Consider the following 17692-nt stretch of genomic DNA (forward strand, 5'->3'; position numbering starts at 1 on the left):
GGAAACCTTCAATCCGCGGACTCTGCTTCTGCCCGGGACTAAGTCTCCGGCGCGAAAATCGCGCTGAGCACCTGCTGCGCCCATTCCAGGATCTGCGCATCCACCAGATCCCGGCCGCCGATCCGGGCGGTTTTGGGTTTGGGCACCAGGATCTGGCTGAGCGCCGGTTTGACCAGGGATCCCGGATACATCCGTTGCAGCCGCAGTTGCCGGGACTCCGGCAACTCCGCGGGCGCGAATTTGACGAAGTTGCCCTGCACCGCCACATCGGTCAGGCCGAGCTCCCGGGCGGCCACCCGGAACCGGGCCACCGCGACCAAGTTCTGCACGGCGGCAGGCGGTTCGCCGTAACGGTCCACCAACTCTTCGAGCACTTCGTCGATCGCCTCCGGGCTGGCCGCGGCCGCGAGCTTCCGGTAGGCCTCCAGACGGAGCCGCTCGCCAGGCACATAATCATGCGGCAAATGCGCATTCACCGGCAGCTCGATCTTCATTTCGGCCGCCTTCTCCTCGGCTTCGCCGCGGAAATTCGCCACCGCCTCGCCCACCAGTCGGATGTACAGGTCGAAGCCGACTCCGGCGATGTGCCCGGATTGTTCGCCGCCGAGCAGGTTCCCCGCGCCGCGGATTTCCAGGTCTTTCAGAGCCAGCTGCATCCCGGCGCCGAGTTCGTTGTGCGCGGCCACTGCCTTGAGCCGCTCCAGCGCCACTTCGCCCAACGGTTTCTCCGCGGGGTACAGGAAGTAGGCGTAGGCGCGTTCCCGGCCACGGCCGACCCGGCCGCGCAACTGGTGCAGCTGGGACAGACCGTATTTGTCCGCGCCGTCCACGATCAAGGTGTTCGCATTCGAAATGTCCAGCCCGGTCTCGATGATCGTGGTGCAGACCAGGACGTCGAAACGCTTCTCCCAGAAGTCCACGATGATCTGCTCCAACCTGGATTCGCTCATCTGGCCGTGCGCCACCGCGATCCGGGCCTCCGGAACCAGCTGCTGCACGTGCGCGGCGATCCGTTCGATCGACGAGACCCGGTTGTGCACGAAGAACACCTGGCCCTCGCGCATCAGCTCGCGGCGGATCGCCGCCGACGCCTGCTTGTCGGTGTACGGGCCCACGTAGGTCAGCACCGGATGCCGTTCCTCGGGCGGCGTCGCCAGGGTCGACGTCTCCCGGATCCCGGTCAGCGACATTTCCAAGGTCCGCGGAATCGGCGTGGCGCTCATCGCCAGCACGTCGACATTGGTGCGCATCTTCTTGAGCTGTTCTTTGTGTTCCACGCCGAATCGCTGCTCTTCGTCGACGATCACCAAGCCCAGGTCTTTGAAGGCGAACTCCTTGGACAGCAGCCGGTGCGTGCCGATCACCACGTCGACCGAGCCGTTCGCCACGCCCTCCGCGGTCTCTTTGGCTTCCTTCCCGCTCTGGAACCGGGACAGCGGTTTGACCCGCACCGGGAACCCGGAAAAACGTTCGCTGAAGGTCTCGTAGTGCTGCTGCGCGAGCAAGGTGGTCGGTACCAGCACGGCGACCTGTTTCCCGTCTTGCACGGCTTTGAAGGCGGCGCGCACCGCGATTTCGGTCTTCCCGTAACCGACATCGCCGGAGACCAGGCGGTCCATCGGGATTTCGCGCTCCATGTCGGCTTTGACCTCGTTGATCGTGGTCAGCTGGTCCGGGGTTTCCACATACGGGAAGGCTTCCTCGAGCTCGCGTTGCCACGGCGTGTCCGCGCTGAAGGAGAATCCGCGCGAGGCCATCCGGGCCGAATACAGCCGGATCAGTTCACCGGCGATCTCCTTGACCGCTTTGCGCGCTTTGTTCTTGGTGGAGGCCCAATCGGAACCGCCCATCTTGGACAAGGCCGGTGCATCGCCGCCCACATAGGCGGTGATCTGGTCGAGCTGATCCGTGGGCACGAAGAGCCGGTCCCCGGGTGCACCGCGTTTCGCCGGTGCGTATTCGAGCACCAGGTATTCCCGGCTGCCATCGGTCCCGATCACCTTGCGCTGGATCAGTTCGATGAACCGGCCGATGCCGTGCTGCTCGTGCACCACGAAATCGCCGGCCCGCAGCTGCAACGGGTCCACCGCATTCCGGCGCTTGGACGGCATCTTCCGCATGTCTTTGGTCCCGGCTGCGGAGGACCTGCCGAGCAGATCCGCTTCGGTCAGCAGTCCGAGCTTGAGCCCGTCCAGGACGAACCCGTGCCCGACGGCGGCCGTGGTCACCTCGATGATCCCGGCTTGCGGCTCCGCATCGAGGGAGTCGATCCGGGCGGCCGGGATATCCGCGTCGTGGAACAGCTCGGCCAAGCGCTGCGCCGGTCCCGGACCGTCAGTGGCCACCACTACCCGCCATTGGCCCTGGCCATCGGCGCCGCGCACCCGGGAGCCGATGAACTCCAGCATCTCCGCGACATTGCCCTGGTAGCCCCGGGGCGCCCGGGCGGGGATGCTGAGCACGTCGAGTTCCGGTGCCGTTTCGTCGTCCAGGCCCAGTGCGGAGACCGCCCACCAGCTGACCCCGGCGCGCAGCGCCGCGCTGCGGGTTTCGCCCAATGAGGCGAAGCTGGCCGAGGCCAGGCTCGCCGAGACGTCCAGCGGCGCCGCACCGCCGTCGGACGCGGTCGACCATGCGGCCTCCAGGAACTCTTCGTTGGTCGCCTCCAAATCGTGGGCCCGGCCCCGCACCCGTTCCGGCTCGAGCACGACGGCGATCGAGCCCGGCGGGAATTCCGCGACCACCGGCACCATCGAATCCACCAGCACCGGGGTCAGCGATTCCATGCCCTCCACCGCGATGCCGCCGGCGATCTTCTCCAGCATCGCCGCGGCAGCCGGAAACGAATCCTTGAGCTTGGCGGCTTTCGACTGCACCTCCGGGGTGATCAGCAGTTCCCGGCACGGCGGCGCGTGCAACTCCTTCGGGTGTTCGATGGTTCCGCTGATGCTGGTCAAGGTGCGCTGGTCGGCCACCGAGAACCAACGCATCGACTCGACTTCGTCGCCGAAGAATTCGATCCGGACCGGGTGCGCGTCGGTGGGCGGGAAAACGTCGATGATGCCGCCGCGGACTGCGAACTCACCGCGGTGGGTCACCATGTCCACCCGAGCGTAAGCGGCATCCGCCAACCGGCGGACCACCTCGTCGAACCGGATCAGCTGGCCCACGGCCAATTCCACCGGGGCCAAATCGGCCAGACCCGCCACGATCGGCTGCACCACCGCCCGGACCGGCGCCACCACGACGCGCAGCGCGCCCGGACCGGACTGCACGCCGTGTTTCAGCCGCCGCAGCACCGAAAGCCTGCGGCCCACGGTATCCGATCGCGGGGAGAGCCGTTCATGCGGCAAGGTCTCCCAACTGGGGAAGTCGGCGACCGCGTCATCGGGCAGGTAGGCGCGCAAGGCGGCCACCAGATCTTCGCTTTCCCGGCTGGTCGCGGTGACTGCGAGCACGACGCCGGGGCCGCCGTCCAGCGCCGGCGCCTGGGCCAGCCCTTCGGCGATTTCAGCCAGCAGCGGAGCACGGAGCCCGTTGGGGGCCCCGATTTGCAAGTCTTCGCTGCGCTGGGCGTGCGCTTGGGCAGCCTGGGCGCGGACCCGGACAATGCTCGGCTCTTGGCTGATTGCCGCTCGCAAACCGTTCAGACCCATCGAACCCTCCAAAGACAGCACAAATGCCCGAAGTTCCAAGAACTCCGGGGGTGATGATTCCCATCCTATCCCCCGTCGGCGGTGCGGCACGTAAGATGGTTCGGAAGAAGATCCCTATCGAGGAGAACCATGGCTCTGACCTCCACTGCTTCCCTGCCCGCTCCCGTCGACCGCGTCGTCGCGCTGTTCTGCAGCGAAGATTTCGTCCGTCAGGTCAGCGAAGCGGCCGGCGGGACCCTGGTCTCCTACCAGCTCACCGGAGAACTGTCCGGTGCGTTCGAGACCCAGGCCGCCCGCTCGGTGCCCAGCGACCGGCTGCCGGATTTCGCCCGGAAGTTCGTCGGCGCCACGCTCACCATGAATCAGCAGGAAAGCTGGTCCGCCCCGGCAGCCGACGGCTCCCGCACGGTCTCCATCACCGCCCGGATTTCCGGGGCTCCGGTGGAGGCTAGCATCGTGCAGACGCTGACTGCGGACGGTGCGCAGACCACGATCGAAATGCAAGGCACGGTCAGTTCCAACATCCCGTTCTTCGGCGAGAAGATCGCCAGCGCAGCGGAACCGGCCATCGGCAAAGCGCTGAACCTGCAGGTCAGCGAAGCCCGGAAGGTGCTGGACGCATGAGCCTGCCCACCGCACTGAGCTGGGTGCTGATTCTGGCCGGCCTCTGGTCGCTCATCGTCTGGCCGCCGTTCCTGCGCCGGGTGCTGAAAGACCCCCGGGCCCGGGATGAGTCCGGCAAACCGACGAAGTTCCTCACGGTGCACATCATGCTGGTGAGCATTTCGATGATCCTCGGCATCGCCACCTTGGTGATCGGCATTCGCAGCCTGTTCGGCTGAACCGGCCCAGCCAGCCGGGCGCGGAACCGGCGCGGCGCACGGACCGGTGGAAACCGGGTAAAATGGATTCCGGTGTGCCGGGAAGTCTGGTCGGCATGGCTGCGATGGCAGCCATTGTTCTGATCGCTTCTGCCGTGTCTTCTGTGAGGGTCTTCCATGATCGCATCCCGTTCTGTCCGCCGCATCTTCCGACGGGGCTCCTACCGGGAGCATCTGCGTGTCACGGAAATCCTGCGCAAGGAAACCGTCGGCGGCGCTTTGCTGCTTGTCGCGACGATGGTTGCATTGATCTGGGCGAACTCTCCCGCCGCTGAAGGCTATTTCGCGCTCCGGGATGCAAAAGTCGGCTTCGACCTCTTCGGCCTGAACCTGACCTTGAGTTTGGGCAAATGGGCCTCGGACGGGCTGCTCGCGATCTTCTTCTTCGTCGCCGGCTTGGAACTCAAACGCGAATTCGTTGCCGGCGATCTGCGCCGTTTCGATCGTGCCGTCGTGCCGATCGCCGCGGCGATCGGCGGGGTGGCGGTTCCGGCGCTGATCTACGTGATCGTCAACTTCAACGGCGGCGCCGAAGTACTCAACGGCTGGGCGATCCCGACCGCCACCGACATCGCCTTCGCCCTGGCCGTGCTCGCGGTGCTCAGCACACACCTGCCCGCAGCGCTGCGCACCTTCCTGCTGACCTTGGCCGTGGTCGACGATCTGATTGCGATCACGATCATCGCGGTCTTCTACCCGCACAACCTCCAACCGCAATACCTGGCGATGGCATTGATCCCGCTGGCTCTGTTCACCTGGTTGGTGCAGAAGCGGATCCGCAGCTGGTACTTGCTGGTGCCGCTGGCGATCATCACCTGGGTGCTGGTGCACGAATCAGGAGTGCACGCCACGGTGGCCGGGGTGCTGCTGGCCTTCGCGGTTCCGGTGCTGCGCAAGGACCGGACGCCGGAAAACGGCCCTGGCCTGGCCGAGCATTTTGAACACCAGATCCGCCCGGTTTCAGCCGGCATAGCAGTGCCGATCTTCGCCTTCTTCTCCGCCGGCGTCGCGATTGGCGGCTGGGCCGGTTTCACCGCTTCGCTGACCGACTCGGTCTCGATCGGCATCGTCACGGCGCTGATTCTGGGCAAGGCGATCGGCATCTTCGGAGCAACCTTCCTGGTGACAAAATTCACCAGAGCCTCGCTGGACGACGGCCTGTCCTGGATCGACGTGCTCGGGCTGGCGATCCTGGCCGGCATCGGCTTCACGGTTTCGCTGTTGATCAGCGAGCTCGCCTTCGGTGCGGATTCGCCGCACAATGACCACGCCAAGGTGGCGATCCTGACCGGTTCGCTGTTGGCCGCACTGATTGCCACGGTGATCCTCCGGCTGCGCAACAAGCACTACCGGAAGCTCGAAGAGCTGGAGTCGGTCGACGCCGACGGCGACGGGATCCCGGACGTGTTCAACGAAAAGGACGACTGAGTCCGGTTGCCCGAGCCGACGGCGTTCAGTTGGCGTTGCAGCCGACGTGCGCGGCGAGGCCGAGCAGAATCCCCGGATAGTTGAGGATCGTCCGATTGCCCACGGTCGCGACCGGCGAGGACCAGAGGATGTTGGATCCGGCCGAGTTGACCAGTCCACCGCCGGAGACCAGCACTGAGAAGATGTTGATCCGGAAGGTGGTCGGTCCGCTCAACAGGCCGAGCAACGCGCCGGCCGGGGTGAACGTGTAAGTGGTGATCCCGGCGGCGGTGCCCGCATAGCCCATCACGGTATCCGTCGTCCCATCGGCCTTCAACCGGACGATCTGCAGCGCATAGCTGCCCTCCGGCGGGAGGAACGGCGCCGGGTTCCAAGTGATCGTGGCATTCGGGAAGGCCTCGCTGCAACCGATGCCTCCGGTGATGTCCAGAAGCCTGGCGCTGCGCAACGTGCCGCCAGTGGCCACGCTGGAATCGGTGAATGCGGCCAAAGTGGCCTGGCCGGAGCCGCTGAAGCAGAATGCCGCCAGCGGAACCAGCAGGAGCACCAGCGCCCCGGTGGTTGCCGTCGGCGTTTTCCGCACCGGCCGGAACGCGATGAAAATCAGCCCGCCGGCGATCAGTCCGCCGGCGAAGATCGCCCACGGAGTCTGCAGGAAAGCCACCGGATAGCCGAGTCCGTTGACCGCGAAGAACACCCGGTCCACCTTTTCGGCTGAATACGGCTGCGGGTCCGGCAACGCATTCGCATCGCCTTTGAGGACCAACTGCCCGGTGGCGCCGGGCGGCGCGGAAACCACCTCGACCACCCGGTGCGTGATCCGCTGCCCGCCGGAGTTGAAGACGCTGACCACGTCGCCGGACCGGACCTCGGCCACCGGCACGGGACGGGTCAGCGCCAGAGCACCGGTGTCGATCGCGGGAGCCATCGAGCCGGAACGGAAGATCACCGGTGTGATGCCGAACAGCATCGCCGCCGCAGCCGCAAGCAGGCACAGCAGACCGGCCGCTGCCCCGGCGGTGAGCAGGACCTCCCGGAGCCTCCGGCCCGCAGCCATCCCGGCCCGGCGCGGCCTGGCCCCGGCCGTGCTGCGGCGGCCCTGGAGGATCGTGGAATCCGGATGCATTGCAGGCGTTCCGGTCAATTCTGCACTGCGCTGAAGTTGAAGACGATCACACCGGTCTGGTTCTGCAGCGTGCTCGGCGCTGCGGCGTCCAGCCAGCCACGGACGCAGAGTTGCTCCGTACCGGCGGCGGCCAGCGAACGGACCGCAGTCGCGGCTCCGCCGATCTTCCCGCTGTAGATCTGCCCGGCGGTCGTGGTGGCGGTGCAGGTCGGACTGACGTAGATTCCGATGTTCAGCCCGGCCGGGTCTTCGACCAGGGTCCCGGTCCCGGTCACCGCGATCTGGTAACCGAAGTTGAGCGTGCCGTTGTTCCGGACCAGCAGCGGTTTGAATACCCCGACGCCGCCGGGAGCGATTCCGGTGCCGTTGAAATCGCTGAACGAGTAAGCGGTGTTCGTGCCCACGGCGCCATCGCTGCTGGCTGATCCCTGGCGCAGCGAGAGATCCACGGATCCCGCCACGAAAGTCCCGGATGTCACCGCGCTGGTGTCCTGCCAGGCGGCCAATGTCCCGACCACGCCCAGACCCAGCACCATGCCCAAAGCGAGCAGTGCCCGCACCCTGGCGGACAGACCGCGGTACCAGGGTGTTGTCGGCGAGACGTGCTTGCTCATTCGGTCCTCTCAAGGGGTTGGTTCCGTCGGCCCAGAAGCTGCATCCCGCTGCCTGCAGCAACCAGGATCGCGGCCAGTACCAGGATCGGCAGGCCGACCGCGGGCAAGCCGGTGGTCGGCAGTTGCGGCCCTTCCGCGCCCGGCAGGCCGCGGGAATCGACGCCGCCGGCCGCGGCGTTCGACCCAGCTGCCGCGTTCGCGCTCGCGTCCGATGCAGCTGCCGCGTTCGCGCTCGCGTTAGATGCAGCTGCCGCGTTCGCATTCGCGTTCGCGTTGGCATCGGCATTCGCGTTGGCCTCGGCGTTCGCGTTGGGGTCGGCAGCGCTCTGCCGCAAACTCAGCTCGAACCCGGCCGGGAAACTCTGCAGCTCGGCCTGGTTCCCGGCACCGGCAGTCAGTGCGATCTTCAAGGTGAAATGATTGCTCTGCCCTGCCGGAAGCGGGAACAGAACCGTACCGGCGCTGCCCAGCAAACGGTCGCCGTCGGCGGTCGAAGCGCGCAACTGCACCGTGCCGTCGGCGATCAAGCCCTGCCAACTCGGCGCAGTCACCTTGGCACTGAGTTCTGCCGCGGACTGCCCGCCGTTGCGGACCCAGAGCTCGGCGCTATGGCTCTCCCCGGGGACCAGCTTTTGGCTCAGATCGAAAACCGACGCCGGAAGATTCTGCCCCCAGTGGACCCCGTCGGCGCTCAACTCGAGTTCCCCGGCGGCCTGTGCCGCCGGGACGAATCCGCCGATCAAGCTGCCGAACACGAGGGAAAGCACGGCCAACGGCCGCAATACCCGGCGGATCATCGCAGCACCTCGTGCCGTCGGCGCCAGTCGCGCCAAGCACCGAACAGCATTGCCGCCGCATAGCCCAATAACGCAGTGACCGCCAGGACCAGGAGCACCATGTGCAATTGCCCGTTGATCACCATGTTCAGGTAGCCCAGCAACGGCACGGTGTACCAGAGCACCCCGCGCAATTGCACCGGCCGCACCGGCTCGGCGTCCGGAGCATTGTTGGCATCGCCCTGGGTGACGAACCGCTGGCTCCCGTCAGTGCCGATCGAAAGCCCGACGACCCGGTGGGTCACCACCTCGGATTGCCCGGAAACCAGTTGGTAAGTCACTACCGAACCGATCGCCACTTGATCCGCGGCAACCGGCTTGACCACCACCAGGTCGCCGGGCTGGATGCCCGGCGACATCGAACCGGTGAGCACGGTGTAACTCTCCGCCCCGGCCACCCGGGGCACCACGATGAGCACCGCGAGCACGGCCAGGACCAGGAACAAGAACAGCCAGGAAGCAATCTGGCCGATCCACCAGAATATCCCGGCCCCGGCGGTCCGCCGATGCCGGCCGGTACCCGGTCCCGCAGCGCCAGCCGGCTCCGGCCGGCCCCGCAGCGCCCGGCGACGCAGTTCGACCGCGGTCATCGGACTTGGTCCGCTCGGAAGCCGAAGGACAACTGGAACCCGGAGCCACCGGAGGCCTGCGGCGCATTGCTGCCCAAGCTCCCTTGCAGGCAGAGCACCAACGAGGCTCCGGCAGCCAGCCGCGGTTGGCTGCTGAACCGGGCGCTGCTCTGTTGCGGCCCCTGATAGAGCTGCTGTCCCACCGGACTCGCCGCTCCCGCCGGGCAGCTGGTGACCGAGTCGACTTGCGCGACCGTCACCGTGAACGAACCCAGCAGCAATGATCCCTGTCCGGTAGGGGTCGCGGAAATGCCGCTCATATCCAAACTGAACGGCGTGCTGCCCCCGTTCTTCACCACCACCGGGGCTTGCCGCCCGGTACCCGGGGCGAGCGCCGTCGAACCGAAGGCGTCGAGTTGGAAATTCTTGACCTGGCTGGTCTGGTCCCCGTTGAGCAAGACCAATGAACCGATGCTCACGGTGCCCGGGTTGATCGTGCCTTGGTCACGCCAAAGAGCGGCCGTTCCGGCGGTCCCTGCGATCAGGAACCCCGAAACAGCCGCTACCGAGGCGAAAATCCAACGCTTGCGCATAGCCCGACGGCTCCGGAGGACTAGCGGGTCTGGACAAGCGTGAGGACCAGGCCACTGAGATTGGCATTCTGGTTCTCGATGGTTTCGTCGTCTGTCCCGGAAGCTCCGGTCCCTTTCGCGAAGGCGACCGTGACGCCCACCCCGAAGCTGTAACTGCCCGGTGCCGCGAAACTGAGCACTCCTCCGGTGTTGGTCAGGCCTGCGGGAATGTTCTCCGGCACGATGGTCACGGTGACGTAGGGCTGCCAGGCAGCCGGAATTGCGGCATTCACCGACGTCGGATCGATCGTCAGCGAACCCTTGAGGTTCTTTCCATCCGCGGTGATCGTGACGTTCTGGGTGAACTTCACGGTATCCCCGGGGACGAGCTTGAAAGTGCTCATGTCGATGGTCGGGGCCCCGGTGACGTCAGCCGAGACGTCTTTCCAGGTGCCAGCGGCACCAAGTGCGAGTTTGAGCTGGCCGGTGGCTACCTGGCCGGCGTCTATGGTCTTGTTGTCCTGCCACAGGGCCCAGGTGGTTCCACCCCCCAGCAGGAGCAAACCCGCAATGCCGGCGGCAATACCGGCTTTTGCGATTTTGTTCATTTTCGGATCCTCACTGTATCTGCTTCCCCCCGAAAGCATCACTTAGAAGATACGCCTGCTTAGTGTTTTCGCACCATCCTACGACCGGCTACTTCGGCTAGCCGGGTGACTACAATGCTTTGGTCAAAGCGTCCTCCGCGGCGACCCAGCCCAGCATCGCGCATTTCACCCGGGCGGCATACCGGGAAACTCCGGAGAATGCCGCCGCATCGCCGAAAATCTCTTCATCCGCCTCGATCTGCCCCCGGGAGCGCAGCATCTCGCGGAACTGGCCGATCAGCTCTTGGGCCGCTGCCCGTTCCATCCCGCTGAGCAGACCGCTCAGCACCGACGCGGAAGCCATTGAAATCGCGCAGCCGGCACCGTCCCAGTGCACCCCGATGATGCGCTCTGCCGCCAGGTCCACCCGCACCGTGATCTCGTCGCCGCAGACCGGGTTGAGCTGGTGCGATTCGGCACTGTGCGCGCCCTCCGGCACCGGGTGCGCGGCCAGCCCGGAACCGTGCCGGGCCTTGGCATGCTCCAGGATGATGTCTTGGTACAGCGAATCCAGCGCGCTCATCAGCGGACCCCGGAAACGCCGAAGTATCCGCGCACTTCGGAAACCGCTTGCAGGAAACGATCGACCTCGGCTTCGGTGTTGTAGAGGTAAGTGCTGGCCCGGGTGCTCGCGGTCAGCCCCAGCCGCCGGTGCAGCGGCTGCGCACAATGGTGGCCCACCCGGACCGCGATCCCGCGATCGTCCAGGAATTGGCCGACGTCGTGCGCGTGCACGCCGGCGACGTCGAACGCCGCCAGGCCCAAGCGCTCGACCCCCGCCTCCGGGCCGAGCACCCGGATGCCGGGCAGCGCGCTCAACCCGCGCACCAGCCGCTGGCCGAGTTTGGCTTCCCAACCGGCGATCTTCGCCATTCCGGTCTCGGAAAGGTAATTCGCCGCCACCGCCAGCGCGATCGCCTGCGAAATTCGTTGCGTTCCGGCTTCGAAACGTTGCGGGGCCGGCAAGTAGCCGGCCTGTTCCATGGACACCGAGGTGATCATGGAACCGCCGGTCAGGAACGGCGGCATCGCATCGAGCAGTTCGGAACGGCCGTAAAGCACGCCGATTCCAGTCGGCGCGAGCATCTTGTGGCCGGAGAACACCGCGAAGTCCACGCCCAAGGCCTTGACGTCCACCGGCAGGTGCGGCACCGATTGGCAGGCGTCCAGCACGGTCAGCGCGCCTACCCGGCGGGCCAACGCGACCAACTGCGCCACCGGGTTCACGGTGCCGAGCACATTCGAGGCATGGCTGAACGCGAAGACTTTGGTCCGCTCGTTGAGCAAGGCCGCTGCGCGATCCATGTCCAATGCCCCGGCATCGGTGATCGGCACGTATTTGAGCACTGCACCGGTACGCCGGGCCAGTTCCTGCCAGGGGATCAAATTCGCGTGGTGCTCCATCTCGGTCACCAGCAATTCGTCGCCGGGCCGGAGCGCGAAAGCCTGCGCTTCCGGGGCGACCGTGCCGACGCTGGCGTTCGAGAACGAATACGCCAGCAGGTTCAAGGCCTCAGTCGCGTTGGAGGTCCAGACCACTTCGGCCTCACCGGCGCCGATGAATGCGGCCAGCTGGCCCCGGGCTGCTTCAAACGCGTCGGTTGCCTCGACCGCCAACCAATGCGCCCCGCGATGCACCGCGGCATTGCGTTGCTCGTAGAATTCCTGTTCTGATTCGAGCACGCTGAGCGGCTTCTGCGACGTCGCCCCCGAGTCCAAATAGGCCAAAGGGTGGCCGTTGACGGCTTGGTCCAGAATCGGGAAGTCGTTGCGGATATGCAGCACTTCTTTCGCAGTCAACGAAATCTCGGGTTGCGATGATGGCGTTGATACAGTCACGATGCTCCTTGCTGGGGCCCTTGGTCGGTGGGCCGGAAGACGAACCCGACAATTCTCCCACGGTTCACCCGAGATTGGGTTGTGAGAAAGGCCTCGCTCATCCGTCGCGCCCACGCTAGGCACAGGCTGCGCACCCGCGGTCACGGTAGCTCGAGGAGGATCTTGTGCGGATATCGGTCATCGGATGCGGTTATCTCGGCGCAGTCCATGCGAGCTGCTTGGCCAAAATGGGCCACGAGGTGATCGGCATCGACGTCGATGAGCGCAAAATAGCCGAACTCTCCGCCGGAATCGCACCCTTTTTCGAACCGGGCTTGCCCGAATTGCTGAGCGAGGCGATAGCCAGCGGAAGACTGCGTTTCAGTACCGATATGGCGGATGCGCAGGGCTGCACGGTGCACTTCGTGTGTGTCGGAACTCCGCAGCGGAAGGGCGAGTATGCCGCCGATCTGAGCTATGTCAATGCAGCCTTCGCCGGACTTGCCGAGTTCTTGGCCTCCGGCGACATCGCGGTCTGCAAATCGACGGTGCCGGTGGGCACCGCAGCCAGGATCTCCGCTGAACTTGCCGTCTCCGCACCGGGGGCCGCACTCGCCTGGAATCCGGAATTCCTGCGCGAAGGCCATGCCGTGCAGGACACGATTGCCCCGGATCGGTTGGTCTACGGCGTGCCCGCCGGGGAAGCCGGGCAACGCGCCGCAGCGCAACTCGACGAAGTCTACCGTGCTCCCTTGGCCGCCGGAACTCCGCGGATGATCATGGACTACGCCACCGCGGAGCTCGTCAAAGCAGCCGCGAATTCCTTTCTGGCCACCAAGATCTCCTTCATCAATGCGATGGCCGAGGTCTGCGAAGCCGCCGGGGCCGATGTCACGGTGTTGGCAGATGCGATCGGCATGGATGAACGGATCGGCCGGAAGTTCCTCAACGCCGGGCTCGGTTTCGGCGGTGGCTGCTTGCCCAAAGACATCCGGGCCTTCATGGCCCGGGCCGGCGAGTTGGGGGCGGATCAGGCGTTGACCTTCCTCAAAGAGGTGGACTCGATCAATATGCGCCGCCGAACCAAAGTCGTGGAACTGGTGAAGTCGGCCTGCGCAGCCTTGGATCCGCAGTCTTCCGGATCGTTGATCGGGAAACGGGTCACGGTGCTCGGCGCGGCCTTCAAACCGTACAGCGACGATGTACGGGATTCCCCGGCGCTCAACGTCGCGGCGCAGCTGCAATTACAGGGTGCCACCGTTACCGTGACCGATCCGGAGGCTTTGGAAAATGCTGCGGAGCGATTCCCCACGCTGACCTTCGAACCCGATCTCGACGAAGCCCTAGCCCGCGCCCACGTCGTCGTACTGCTCACCGAGTGGCCACAATACCGGGCCTTAGACCCGGTCTCCTTGGGCGAAAAAGTGAACGCGAAATATCTGGTCGACGGGCGCAACATTCTGGACGCTGCTGCCTGGCGGGCGGCCGGCTGGACCTACCGGGGCATGGGGCGGCCGTGACGTTCGAAACTACCTGACCGGGTGGAATTTCTGCTGCGCGGCAAGCAGGCCTTGCCCGACCAGCAACTCGACGGCGTCCGCCGCGTCCTGGATCAGGAACGGGAGTTCCTTCTTTTCCGCGGCAGAAAAACCTTTGAGCACGTGGCTTGCCGCGTCGCCGTGCCCACCCGGCGGTCGGCCGACGCCGACGCGCACCCGGTAATAGTCTTTGCTGCCCAAGGCCTTGCTGATGTCCCGCAAGCCGTTGTGCCCGCCTTCGCCGCCGCCGATTTTCAGCTTGAGGGTGTTGAACGGGATGTCGATTTCGTCCTGCACCGCGATCACGTGGTCCGCGGCCAGGTCATAGAATTTCGCCAAGGCCGAGGTCGGCCCGCCGCTGAGGTTCATAAAGGTCTGCGGTTTGGCGAGCACCAGCTTCGGCCCGCCCAGCCCGAGCCGGCCCTCGGCGATGTGCGCCCGTGACTTGTGGCTTTTGAAGCTCGCGCCGATCCGGGCAGCCAATTCCTCGACGACCATGAACCCGATATTGTGCCGGGTATGACTGTAGTCGGGCCCGGGATTGCCGAGCCCGACTACCAGCCAGGTGTTGCCCATAATGCCGAAGACTACTCGGCGGCTTCCGTGGTGGAATCGCTCGAGTCGACCGAAGCCGATTCGACCTCTGCCTCTTCGCCGAGATCCTGCTCTTCCGGCTCGGAGACGTTGGCGATCAGGGTCTCGGCATCGGCCAGCAAGGTTACGCCCTTGGGCAACACGATGTCCGAGGCGTAAACGTGCTCGCCCGGTGCGCGGCCTTCGATGCTGACCTCGAGGCTGGACGGCAAGTGGGTCGCTTCGGCTTCGACGTTGATGGTATTGGCATCCTGGTTGACGACGGCGCCCGGAGCGACTTCACCGGTCAGCACGACCGGAATGTCCACGGTGACTTTTTCGCCGCGGCGAACCGTCAACAGGTCGATGTGCTCGATGATCTGCAGCACCGGATCGCGCTGGATGTCCTTGACCAGGGCCAAGTGCTCCTCGCCGTTGATGTCCAGGGTCAGCAGGGCGTTGGCGCCGCGGGCTGCGCGAACGGTTTCGCGCTCCGGCAGGGCGATGTGGATCGGCTCTGCGCCGTGGCCGTAGATCACCGCGGGGATCTGGTTGGCCCGGCGGGCGCGGCGCGCCGCGCCTTTGCCGAATTCGGTGCGCAGCTGGGCTGCGAGTTTGGTTTCGCTCATGATGAGTGGCTCCTTCTGGTGTGGGATGCAAGGACGACTGGGGCCTTTTCTCCACGGCCGGACCGGTTCGACGGCACCACCAGAGGATTTCAGACCATGTCGATCACGGAAGAGCTGCACTCTTCCCTCGCCAAGGTACTGACCAAGTCTACCAGCCCGGGCAGGCGCCAACCGACCGCCGCCTCCGCAGCACCCGTGACCAGGCCCGTCCGATGCGGCGGTTCGGTCAGGCTTGGCCGTCGAACAGCGAAGTCACCGAACCGTCTTCGAACACTTCGCGGATCGCCCGGGCGATCAACGGGGCGATCGAGAGCACGGTCAAGGTTTCGAACCGCTTCGATTCCGGGATCGGCAAAGTATTGGTGACCACGACTTCGTTGGCCCCGCAATTGGCCAACCGCTCGGCCGCCGGATCGGAGAACACCGCGTGCGTCGCGGCGATGATCACATCGCGCGCGCCGGCGTCCTTGAGCACCTGGACCGCGCCGGCGATGGTCCCGCCGGTGTCGATCATGTCGTCGATCAGGACACAGGTACGGCCTTCGATCTGACCGACCACCTGCTTTGACACGGCCTGGTTGGGCACGGTCAGATCCCGGCTCTTGTGCACGAAGGCCAAGGGCGCTCCGCCCAGGCGGTCCGCCCACTGCTCCGCGACCCGGACCCGTCCGGTGTCCGGGGAAACCACGGTGATCTCATCCACATTGACCTTGGTCCGGATGTAGTCGGCCAGCAGCGGAATCGCCATCAAGTGATCCACCGGGCCGTCGAAGAAGCCCTGGATCTGCGCGGTGTGCAAGTCCACGCTCATCAAGCGGTCGGCACCGGCGGTCTTGTACAAGTCGGCCACCAGACGGGCCGAAATCGGTTCCCGGCCACGGCCCTTCTTGTCCTGCCGGGCATAGGGGTAGAACGGGGACACCACGGTGATCCGTTTGGCCGAAGCGCGCTTGAGCGAGTCGACCAGGATCAGCTGTTCCATCAGCCAGTTGTTCAGCGGTGCCGGGTGCGCCTGCAAGACGAAAACGTCGGTGCCGCGCACGCTTTGCGCCGAACGGACGTAGATCTCGCCATTGGCGAAGTCGTAGGCGTCGATCGGCAGGAGCTCGGTGTCCAACTCCGCGGCGATCTCCTGTGCCAGCTCCGGGTGCGCCCGCCCGGAGGCCAGCAACAACTTCTTCTCACCGTGCGAGGTTATTGCGCTCATGACTGTTTGCCTTCTTCTGCTGGGGCTTCGATCGACTGTTCGTTGAGGTCTTGGTCAAGCGCGGATTGCGCCAAGCCGGCGGAAACCGAGCCCGGGCGATGGCCCAGGACCCAGCCTTCGGCATTCCGTTGGGCGGCGATGGTCAACGCCAGGGCTCCCGGCGGCACGAATTTCCGGATCACTGCCCCGGCTCCGGAATACGCTCCGTCGCCGACTTCCACGGGCGCCACGAAAACCGTATTGGATCCGGTCCGGACACCGGAGCCGATGATCGTGCGGTGCTTCTTTTCGCCGTCGTAGTTGGCCGTGATGTTGCCGCAGCCGATGTTGGTGTCGGTCCCGATCTCGGCATCCCCGGCGTAGCCCAGATGGGAGAGTTTGGAACGGGCACCGATCCGGACGTTTTTGGTCTCGTAGAAGGCGCCGATCTTGCCGTCTTCGCCCAACACCGTGCCCGGGCGGAGATAGCTGAACGGGCCTACCGACGCCCGCGCCGAAATGATCGCGCCGGAACCGTGCGTGCGGACGACTTTCGCGGCCTCGCCGATCTGCACGTCGGTGAGCGTGCAATCCGGACCGACGACGGCGTCGCGCTCCACGGTGGTACTGCCGTGCAGCTGGCTGCCCGGCAGCAAGGTGACGTCTTCGGCCAACCGGACTTGGACATCGATCCAAGTGCTCGAAGGGTCCACGATGCTGACCCCGGCCCGCATCCAGCCTTCCAGGATCCGCCGGTTGAGCTCGGCGCCGAGCGCGGCAAGTTGGACCCGGTCGTTCGCGCCTTCCACTGCCCACCGGTCATCGGTGACCACTGCGGCCACCCGGCCACCCGCCTGGCGGGCCAGGCCGAGCACATCGGTCAGATACATCTCGCCCTGGACGTTCTCCGCCGTGACCTGGTCCAGCGCGCTGGCCAACGCCGCGGCGTCGAAAGCGTAGATTCCGGAATTGATCTCGCGGATCTGCCGTTCTTCGGCGGATGCGTCCCGGAATTCCCGGATGCCCAGCACTGAGCCGTCCGCATCGCGCAGGATCCGGCCATAGCTGCCGGCGTCGTCCAGAACCGTGGTCAGCACGGTCACCGCATTGCCGTCCCGTTCGTGCACGGACACCAGATCCTGCAGCGATTCCGCACTGAGCAGAGGCACATCGCCATAGGTGACCAGAACGGTTCCGGTGATTTCGCCGAGCGCCTCGAGCGCGGCCTGCACGGCACGGCCGGTCCCCGGGATTTCGTCCTGGTCGACGATCACCGCAGCCGGATCGAGCTCCGCAATTTTCGCTGCGACCAGCTCTCGTTCGTGCCGGACCACGGCGGCCAGCCGGCCGGCCGACGGGTGCCGGTCCAAAACCCCCCGGGCCGCGGCGAGCGCATGCCCGATCATTGGCAGACCGCCGATTTCATGCAGAATTTTGGGGATCCGGGACTTCATTCGGGTCCCGGCTCCGGCTGCGAGCACGATCACGGTCAGAGCAGCAGATGATTCGGACGGCACGGAATTCAACCTAGGCACTCCTGTTGTTCTTTGCTGCGTGTTCCGGCCCACTCGGTGGCGATCACCGAGCGGCCATCGGTAACGGGGCAAGCATACCCGCCC

Annotated in this window: 17 protein-coding genes; 4 read left to right on the forward strand and 13 right to left on the reverse strand. The window is 65.6% G+C overall.

What is annotated here, in order from left to right:
• Positions 1-38 precede the first annotated feature (38 nt).
• The gene (mfd, locus tag JOE69_RS06200; protein WP_309797005.1) at positions 39-3656 is read right to left on the reverse strand and encodes a transcription-repair coupling factor; all 3618 of its coding nucleotides are present in this window, start codon (positions 3654-3656) and stop codon (positions 39-41) included.
• A 129-nt stretch (positions 3657-3785) separates the two neighbouring features.
• Between mfd and JOE69_RS06205 the strand changes: the two genes are divergently transcribed.
• The 3 genes from JOE69_RS06205 to nhaA all read left to right on the forward strand — a co-directional run bounded on the left by JOE69_RS06205 (position 3786) and on the right by nhaA (position 5965).
• A complete protein-coding gene (locus tag JOE69_RS06205) occupies positions 3786-4280 on the forward strand; it encodes a DUF2505 domain-containing protein (protein WP_296363946.1) in 495 nt (164 codons plus the stop codon).
• On the forward strand, positions 4277-4498 hold the full coding sequence (locus JOE69_RS06210) for an SCO4848 family membrane protein (RefSeq protein ID WP_296363945.1): 222 nt from the start codon (positions 4277-4279) through the stop codon (positions 4496-4498). The genes JOE69_RS06205 and JOE69_RS06210 overlap by 4 nt, the downstream gene beginning before the upstream one ends.
• Before the next feature lie 156 nt (positions 4499-4654).
• Positions 4655-5965, forward strand: coding sequence for a Na+/H+ antiporter NhaA (gene nhaA, locus JOE69_RS06215; RefSeq protein WP_309797008.1), 1311 nt, complete (start codon positions 4655-4657; stop codon positions 5963-5965).
• Between the two features lie 25 nt (positions 5966-5990).
• Here the strand turns inward: nhaA and JOE69_RS06220 are convergent, their stop codons facing one another.
• The 8 genes from JOE69_RS06220 to JOE69_RS06255 all read right to left on the reverse strand — a co-directional run bounded on the left by JOE69_RS06220 (position 5991) and on the right by JOE69_RS06255 (position 12171).
• Positions 5991-7091, reverse strand: coding sequence for a signal peptidase I (locus tag JOE69_RS06220; protein WP_309797010.1), 1101 nt, complete (start codon positions 7089-7091; stop codon positions 5991-5993).
• Between the two features lie 14 nt (positions 7092-7105).
• Positions 7106-7705 carry a SipW-dependent-type signal peptide-containing protein gene (locus tag JOE69_RS06225; RefSeq protein ID WP_296363942.1) on the reverse strand — a complete coding sequence of 200 codons (600 nt, stop codon included), beginning with the start codon at positions 7703-7705 and terminating at the stop codon, positions 7106-7108.
• A complete protein-coding gene (locus JOE69_RS06230; protein WP_309797011.1) occupies positions 7702-8502 on the reverse strand; it encodes a hypothetical protein in 801 nt (266 codons plus the stop codon). Before JOE69_RS06230 ends, JOE69_RS06225 begins: the two co-directional genes overlap by 4 nt.
• Complete coding sequence (locus JOE69_RS06235) at positions 8499-9131, reverse strand: signal peptidase I (RefSeq protein ID WP_309797013.1); 633 nt, start codon at positions 9129-9131, stop codon at positions 8499-8501. Before JOE69_RS06235 ends, JOE69_RS06230 begins: the two co-directional genes overlap by 4 nt.
• Positions 9128-9703, reverse strand: a complete 576-nt coding sequence (locus tag JOE69_RS06240; protein WP_309797015.1) for a hypothetical protein — start codon at positions 9701-9703, stop codon at positions 9128-9130. The genes JOE69_RS06235 and JOE69_RS06240 overlap by 4 nt, the downstream gene beginning before the upstream one ends.
• Before the next feature lie 20 nt (positions 9704-9723).
• Positions 9724-10290 carry an alternate-type signal peptide domain-containing protein gene (locus JOE69_RS06245; protein WP_296363938.1) on the reverse strand — a complete coding sequence of 189 codons (567 nt, stop codon included), beginning with the start codon at positions 10288-10290 and terminating at the stop codon, positions 9724-9726.
• A 109-nt stretch (positions 10291-10399) separates the two neighbouring features.
• Positions 10400-10852: a Fe-S cluster assembly sulfur transfer protein SufU gene (sufU, locus tag JOE69_RS06250; RefSeq protein ID WP_309797018.1), complete on the reverse strand. Its 453-nt coding sequence runs from the start codon at positions 10850-10852 to the stop codon at positions 10400-10402.
• On the reverse strand, positions 10852-12171 hold the full coding sequence (locus tag JOE69_RS06255) for a cysteine desulfurase (protein ID WP_309801191.1): 1320 nt from the start codon (positions 12169-12171) through the stop codon (positions 10852-10854). The genes sufU and JOE69_RS06255 overlap by 1 nt, the downstream gene beginning before the upstream one ends.
• Before the next feature lie 161 nt (positions 12172-12332).
• Between JOE69_RS06255 and JOE69_RS06260 the strand changes: the two genes are divergently transcribed.
• Entirely contained in the window at positions 12333-13667 is a 1335-nt protein-coding gene (locus tag JOE69_RS06260; RefSeq protein ID WP_309797020.1) for a UDP-glucose dehydrogenase family protein, read from the forward strand.
• 9 nt (positions 13668-13676) lie between these two features.
• On the opposite strand, the gene pth is transcribed toward JOE69_RS06260, so the two are convergent.
• The 4 genes from pth to glmU all read right to left on the reverse strand — a co-directional run bounded on the left by pth (position 13677) and on the right by glmU (position 17590).
• On the reverse strand, positions 13677-14261 hold the full coding sequence (pth, locus tag JOE69_RS06265; RefSeq protein ID WP_309797023.1) for an aminoacyl-tRNA hydrolase: 585 nt from the start codon (positions 14259-14261) through the stop codon (positions 13677-13679).
• An 11-nt stretch (positions 14262-14272) separates the two neighbouring features.
• Positions 14273-14887 carry a 50S ribosomal protein L25/general stress protein Ctc gene (locus tag JOE69_RS06270; RefSeq protein WP_309797025.1) on the reverse strand — a complete coding sequence of 205 codons (615 nt, stop codon included), beginning with the start codon at positions 14885-14887 and terminating at the stop codon, positions 14273-14275.
• 226 nt (positions 14888-15113) lie between these two features.
• Positions 15114-16094, reverse strand: a complete 981-nt coding sequence (locus JOE69_RS06275; RefSeq protein WP_296363933.1) for a ribose-phosphate diphosphokinase — start codon at positions 16092-16094, stop codon at positions 15114-15116.
• Positions 16091-17590: a bifunctional UDP-N-acetylglucosamine diphosphorylase/glucosamine-1-phosphate N-acetyltransferase GlmU gene (glmU, locus tag JOE69_RS06280; protein WP_309797028.1), complete on the reverse strand. Its 1500-nt coding sequence runs from the start codon at positions 17588-17590 to the stop codon at positions 16091-16093. The genes JOE69_RS06275 and glmU overlap by 4 nt, the downstream gene beginning before the upstream one ends.
• Positions 17591-17692 lie beyond the last annotated feature (102 nt).

The organism is Arthrobacter russicus (genome assembly GCF_031454135.1).
GTDB classification, from domain to species: domain Bacteria; phylum Actinomycetota; class Actinomycetes; order Actinomycetales; family Micrococcaceae; genus Renibacterium; species Renibacterium russicum.

What these genes read in the sequence shown, in the direction of transcription:
- JOE69_RS06270 (WP_309797025.1), bottom strand. Translation starts at nt 14,887, where the DNA reads ATGAGCGAAACCAAACTCGCAGCCCAGCTGCGCACCGAATTCGGCAAA.
- JOE69_RS06205 (WP_296363946.1), top strand. Translation starts at nt 3,786, where the DNA reads ATGGCTCTGACCTCCACTGCTTCCCTGCCCGCTCCCGTCGACCGCGTC.
- pth (WP_309797023.1), bottom strand. Translation starts at nt 14,261, where the DNA reads ATGGGCAACACCTGGCTGGTAGTCGGGCTCGGCAATCCCGGGCCCGAC.
- mfd (WP_309797005.1), bottom strand. Translation starts at nt 3,656, where the DNA reads ATGGGTCTGAACGGTTTGCGAGCGGCAATCAGCCAAGAGCCGAGCATT.
- JOE69_RS06225 (WP_296363942.1), bottom strand. Translation starts at nt 7,705, where the DNA reads ATGAGCAAGCACGTCTCGCCGACAACACCCTGGTACCGCGGTCTGTCC.
- JOE69_RS06245 (WP_296363938.1), bottom strand. Translation starts at nt 10,290, where the DNA reads ATGAACAAAATCGCAAAAGCCGGTATTGCCGCCGGCATTGCGGGTTTG.
- sufU (WP_309797018.1), bottom strand. Translation starts at nt 10,852, where the DNA reads ATGAGCGCGCTGGATTCGCTGTACCAAGACATCATCCTGGAGCATGCC.
- JOE69_RS06235 (WP_309797013.1), bottom strand. Translation starts at nt 9,131, where the DNA reads ATGACCGCGGTCGAACTGCGTCGCCGGGCGCTGCGGGGCCGGCCGGAG.
- JOE69_RS06240 (WP_309797015.1), bottom strand. Translation starts at nt 9,703, where the DNA reads ATGCGCAAGCGTTGGATTTTCGCCTCGGTAGCGGCTGTTTCGGGGTTC.
- JOE69_RS06230 (WP_309797011.1), bottom strand. Translation starts at nt 8,502, where the DNA reads ATGATCCGCCGGGTATTGCGGCCGTTGGCCGTGCTTTCCCTCGTGTTC.
- JOE69_RS06210 (WP_296363945.1), top strand. Translation starts at nt 4,277, where the DNA reads ATGAGCCTGCCCACCGCACTGAGCTGGGTGCTGATTCTGGCCGGCCTC.
- JOE69_RS06220 (WP_309797010.1), bottom strand. Translation starts at nt 7,091, where the DNA reads ATGCATCCGGATTCCACGATCCTCCAGGGCCGCCGCAGCACGGCCGGG.
- JOE69_RS06275 (WP_296363933.1), bottom strand. Translation starts at nt 16,094, where the DNA reads ATGAGCGCAATAACCTCGCACGGTGAGAAGAAGTTGTTGCTGGCCTCC.
- nhaA (WP_309797008.1), top strand. Translation starts at nt 4,655, where the DNA reads ATGATCGCATCCCGTTCTGTCCGCCGCATCTTCCGACGGGGCTCCTAC.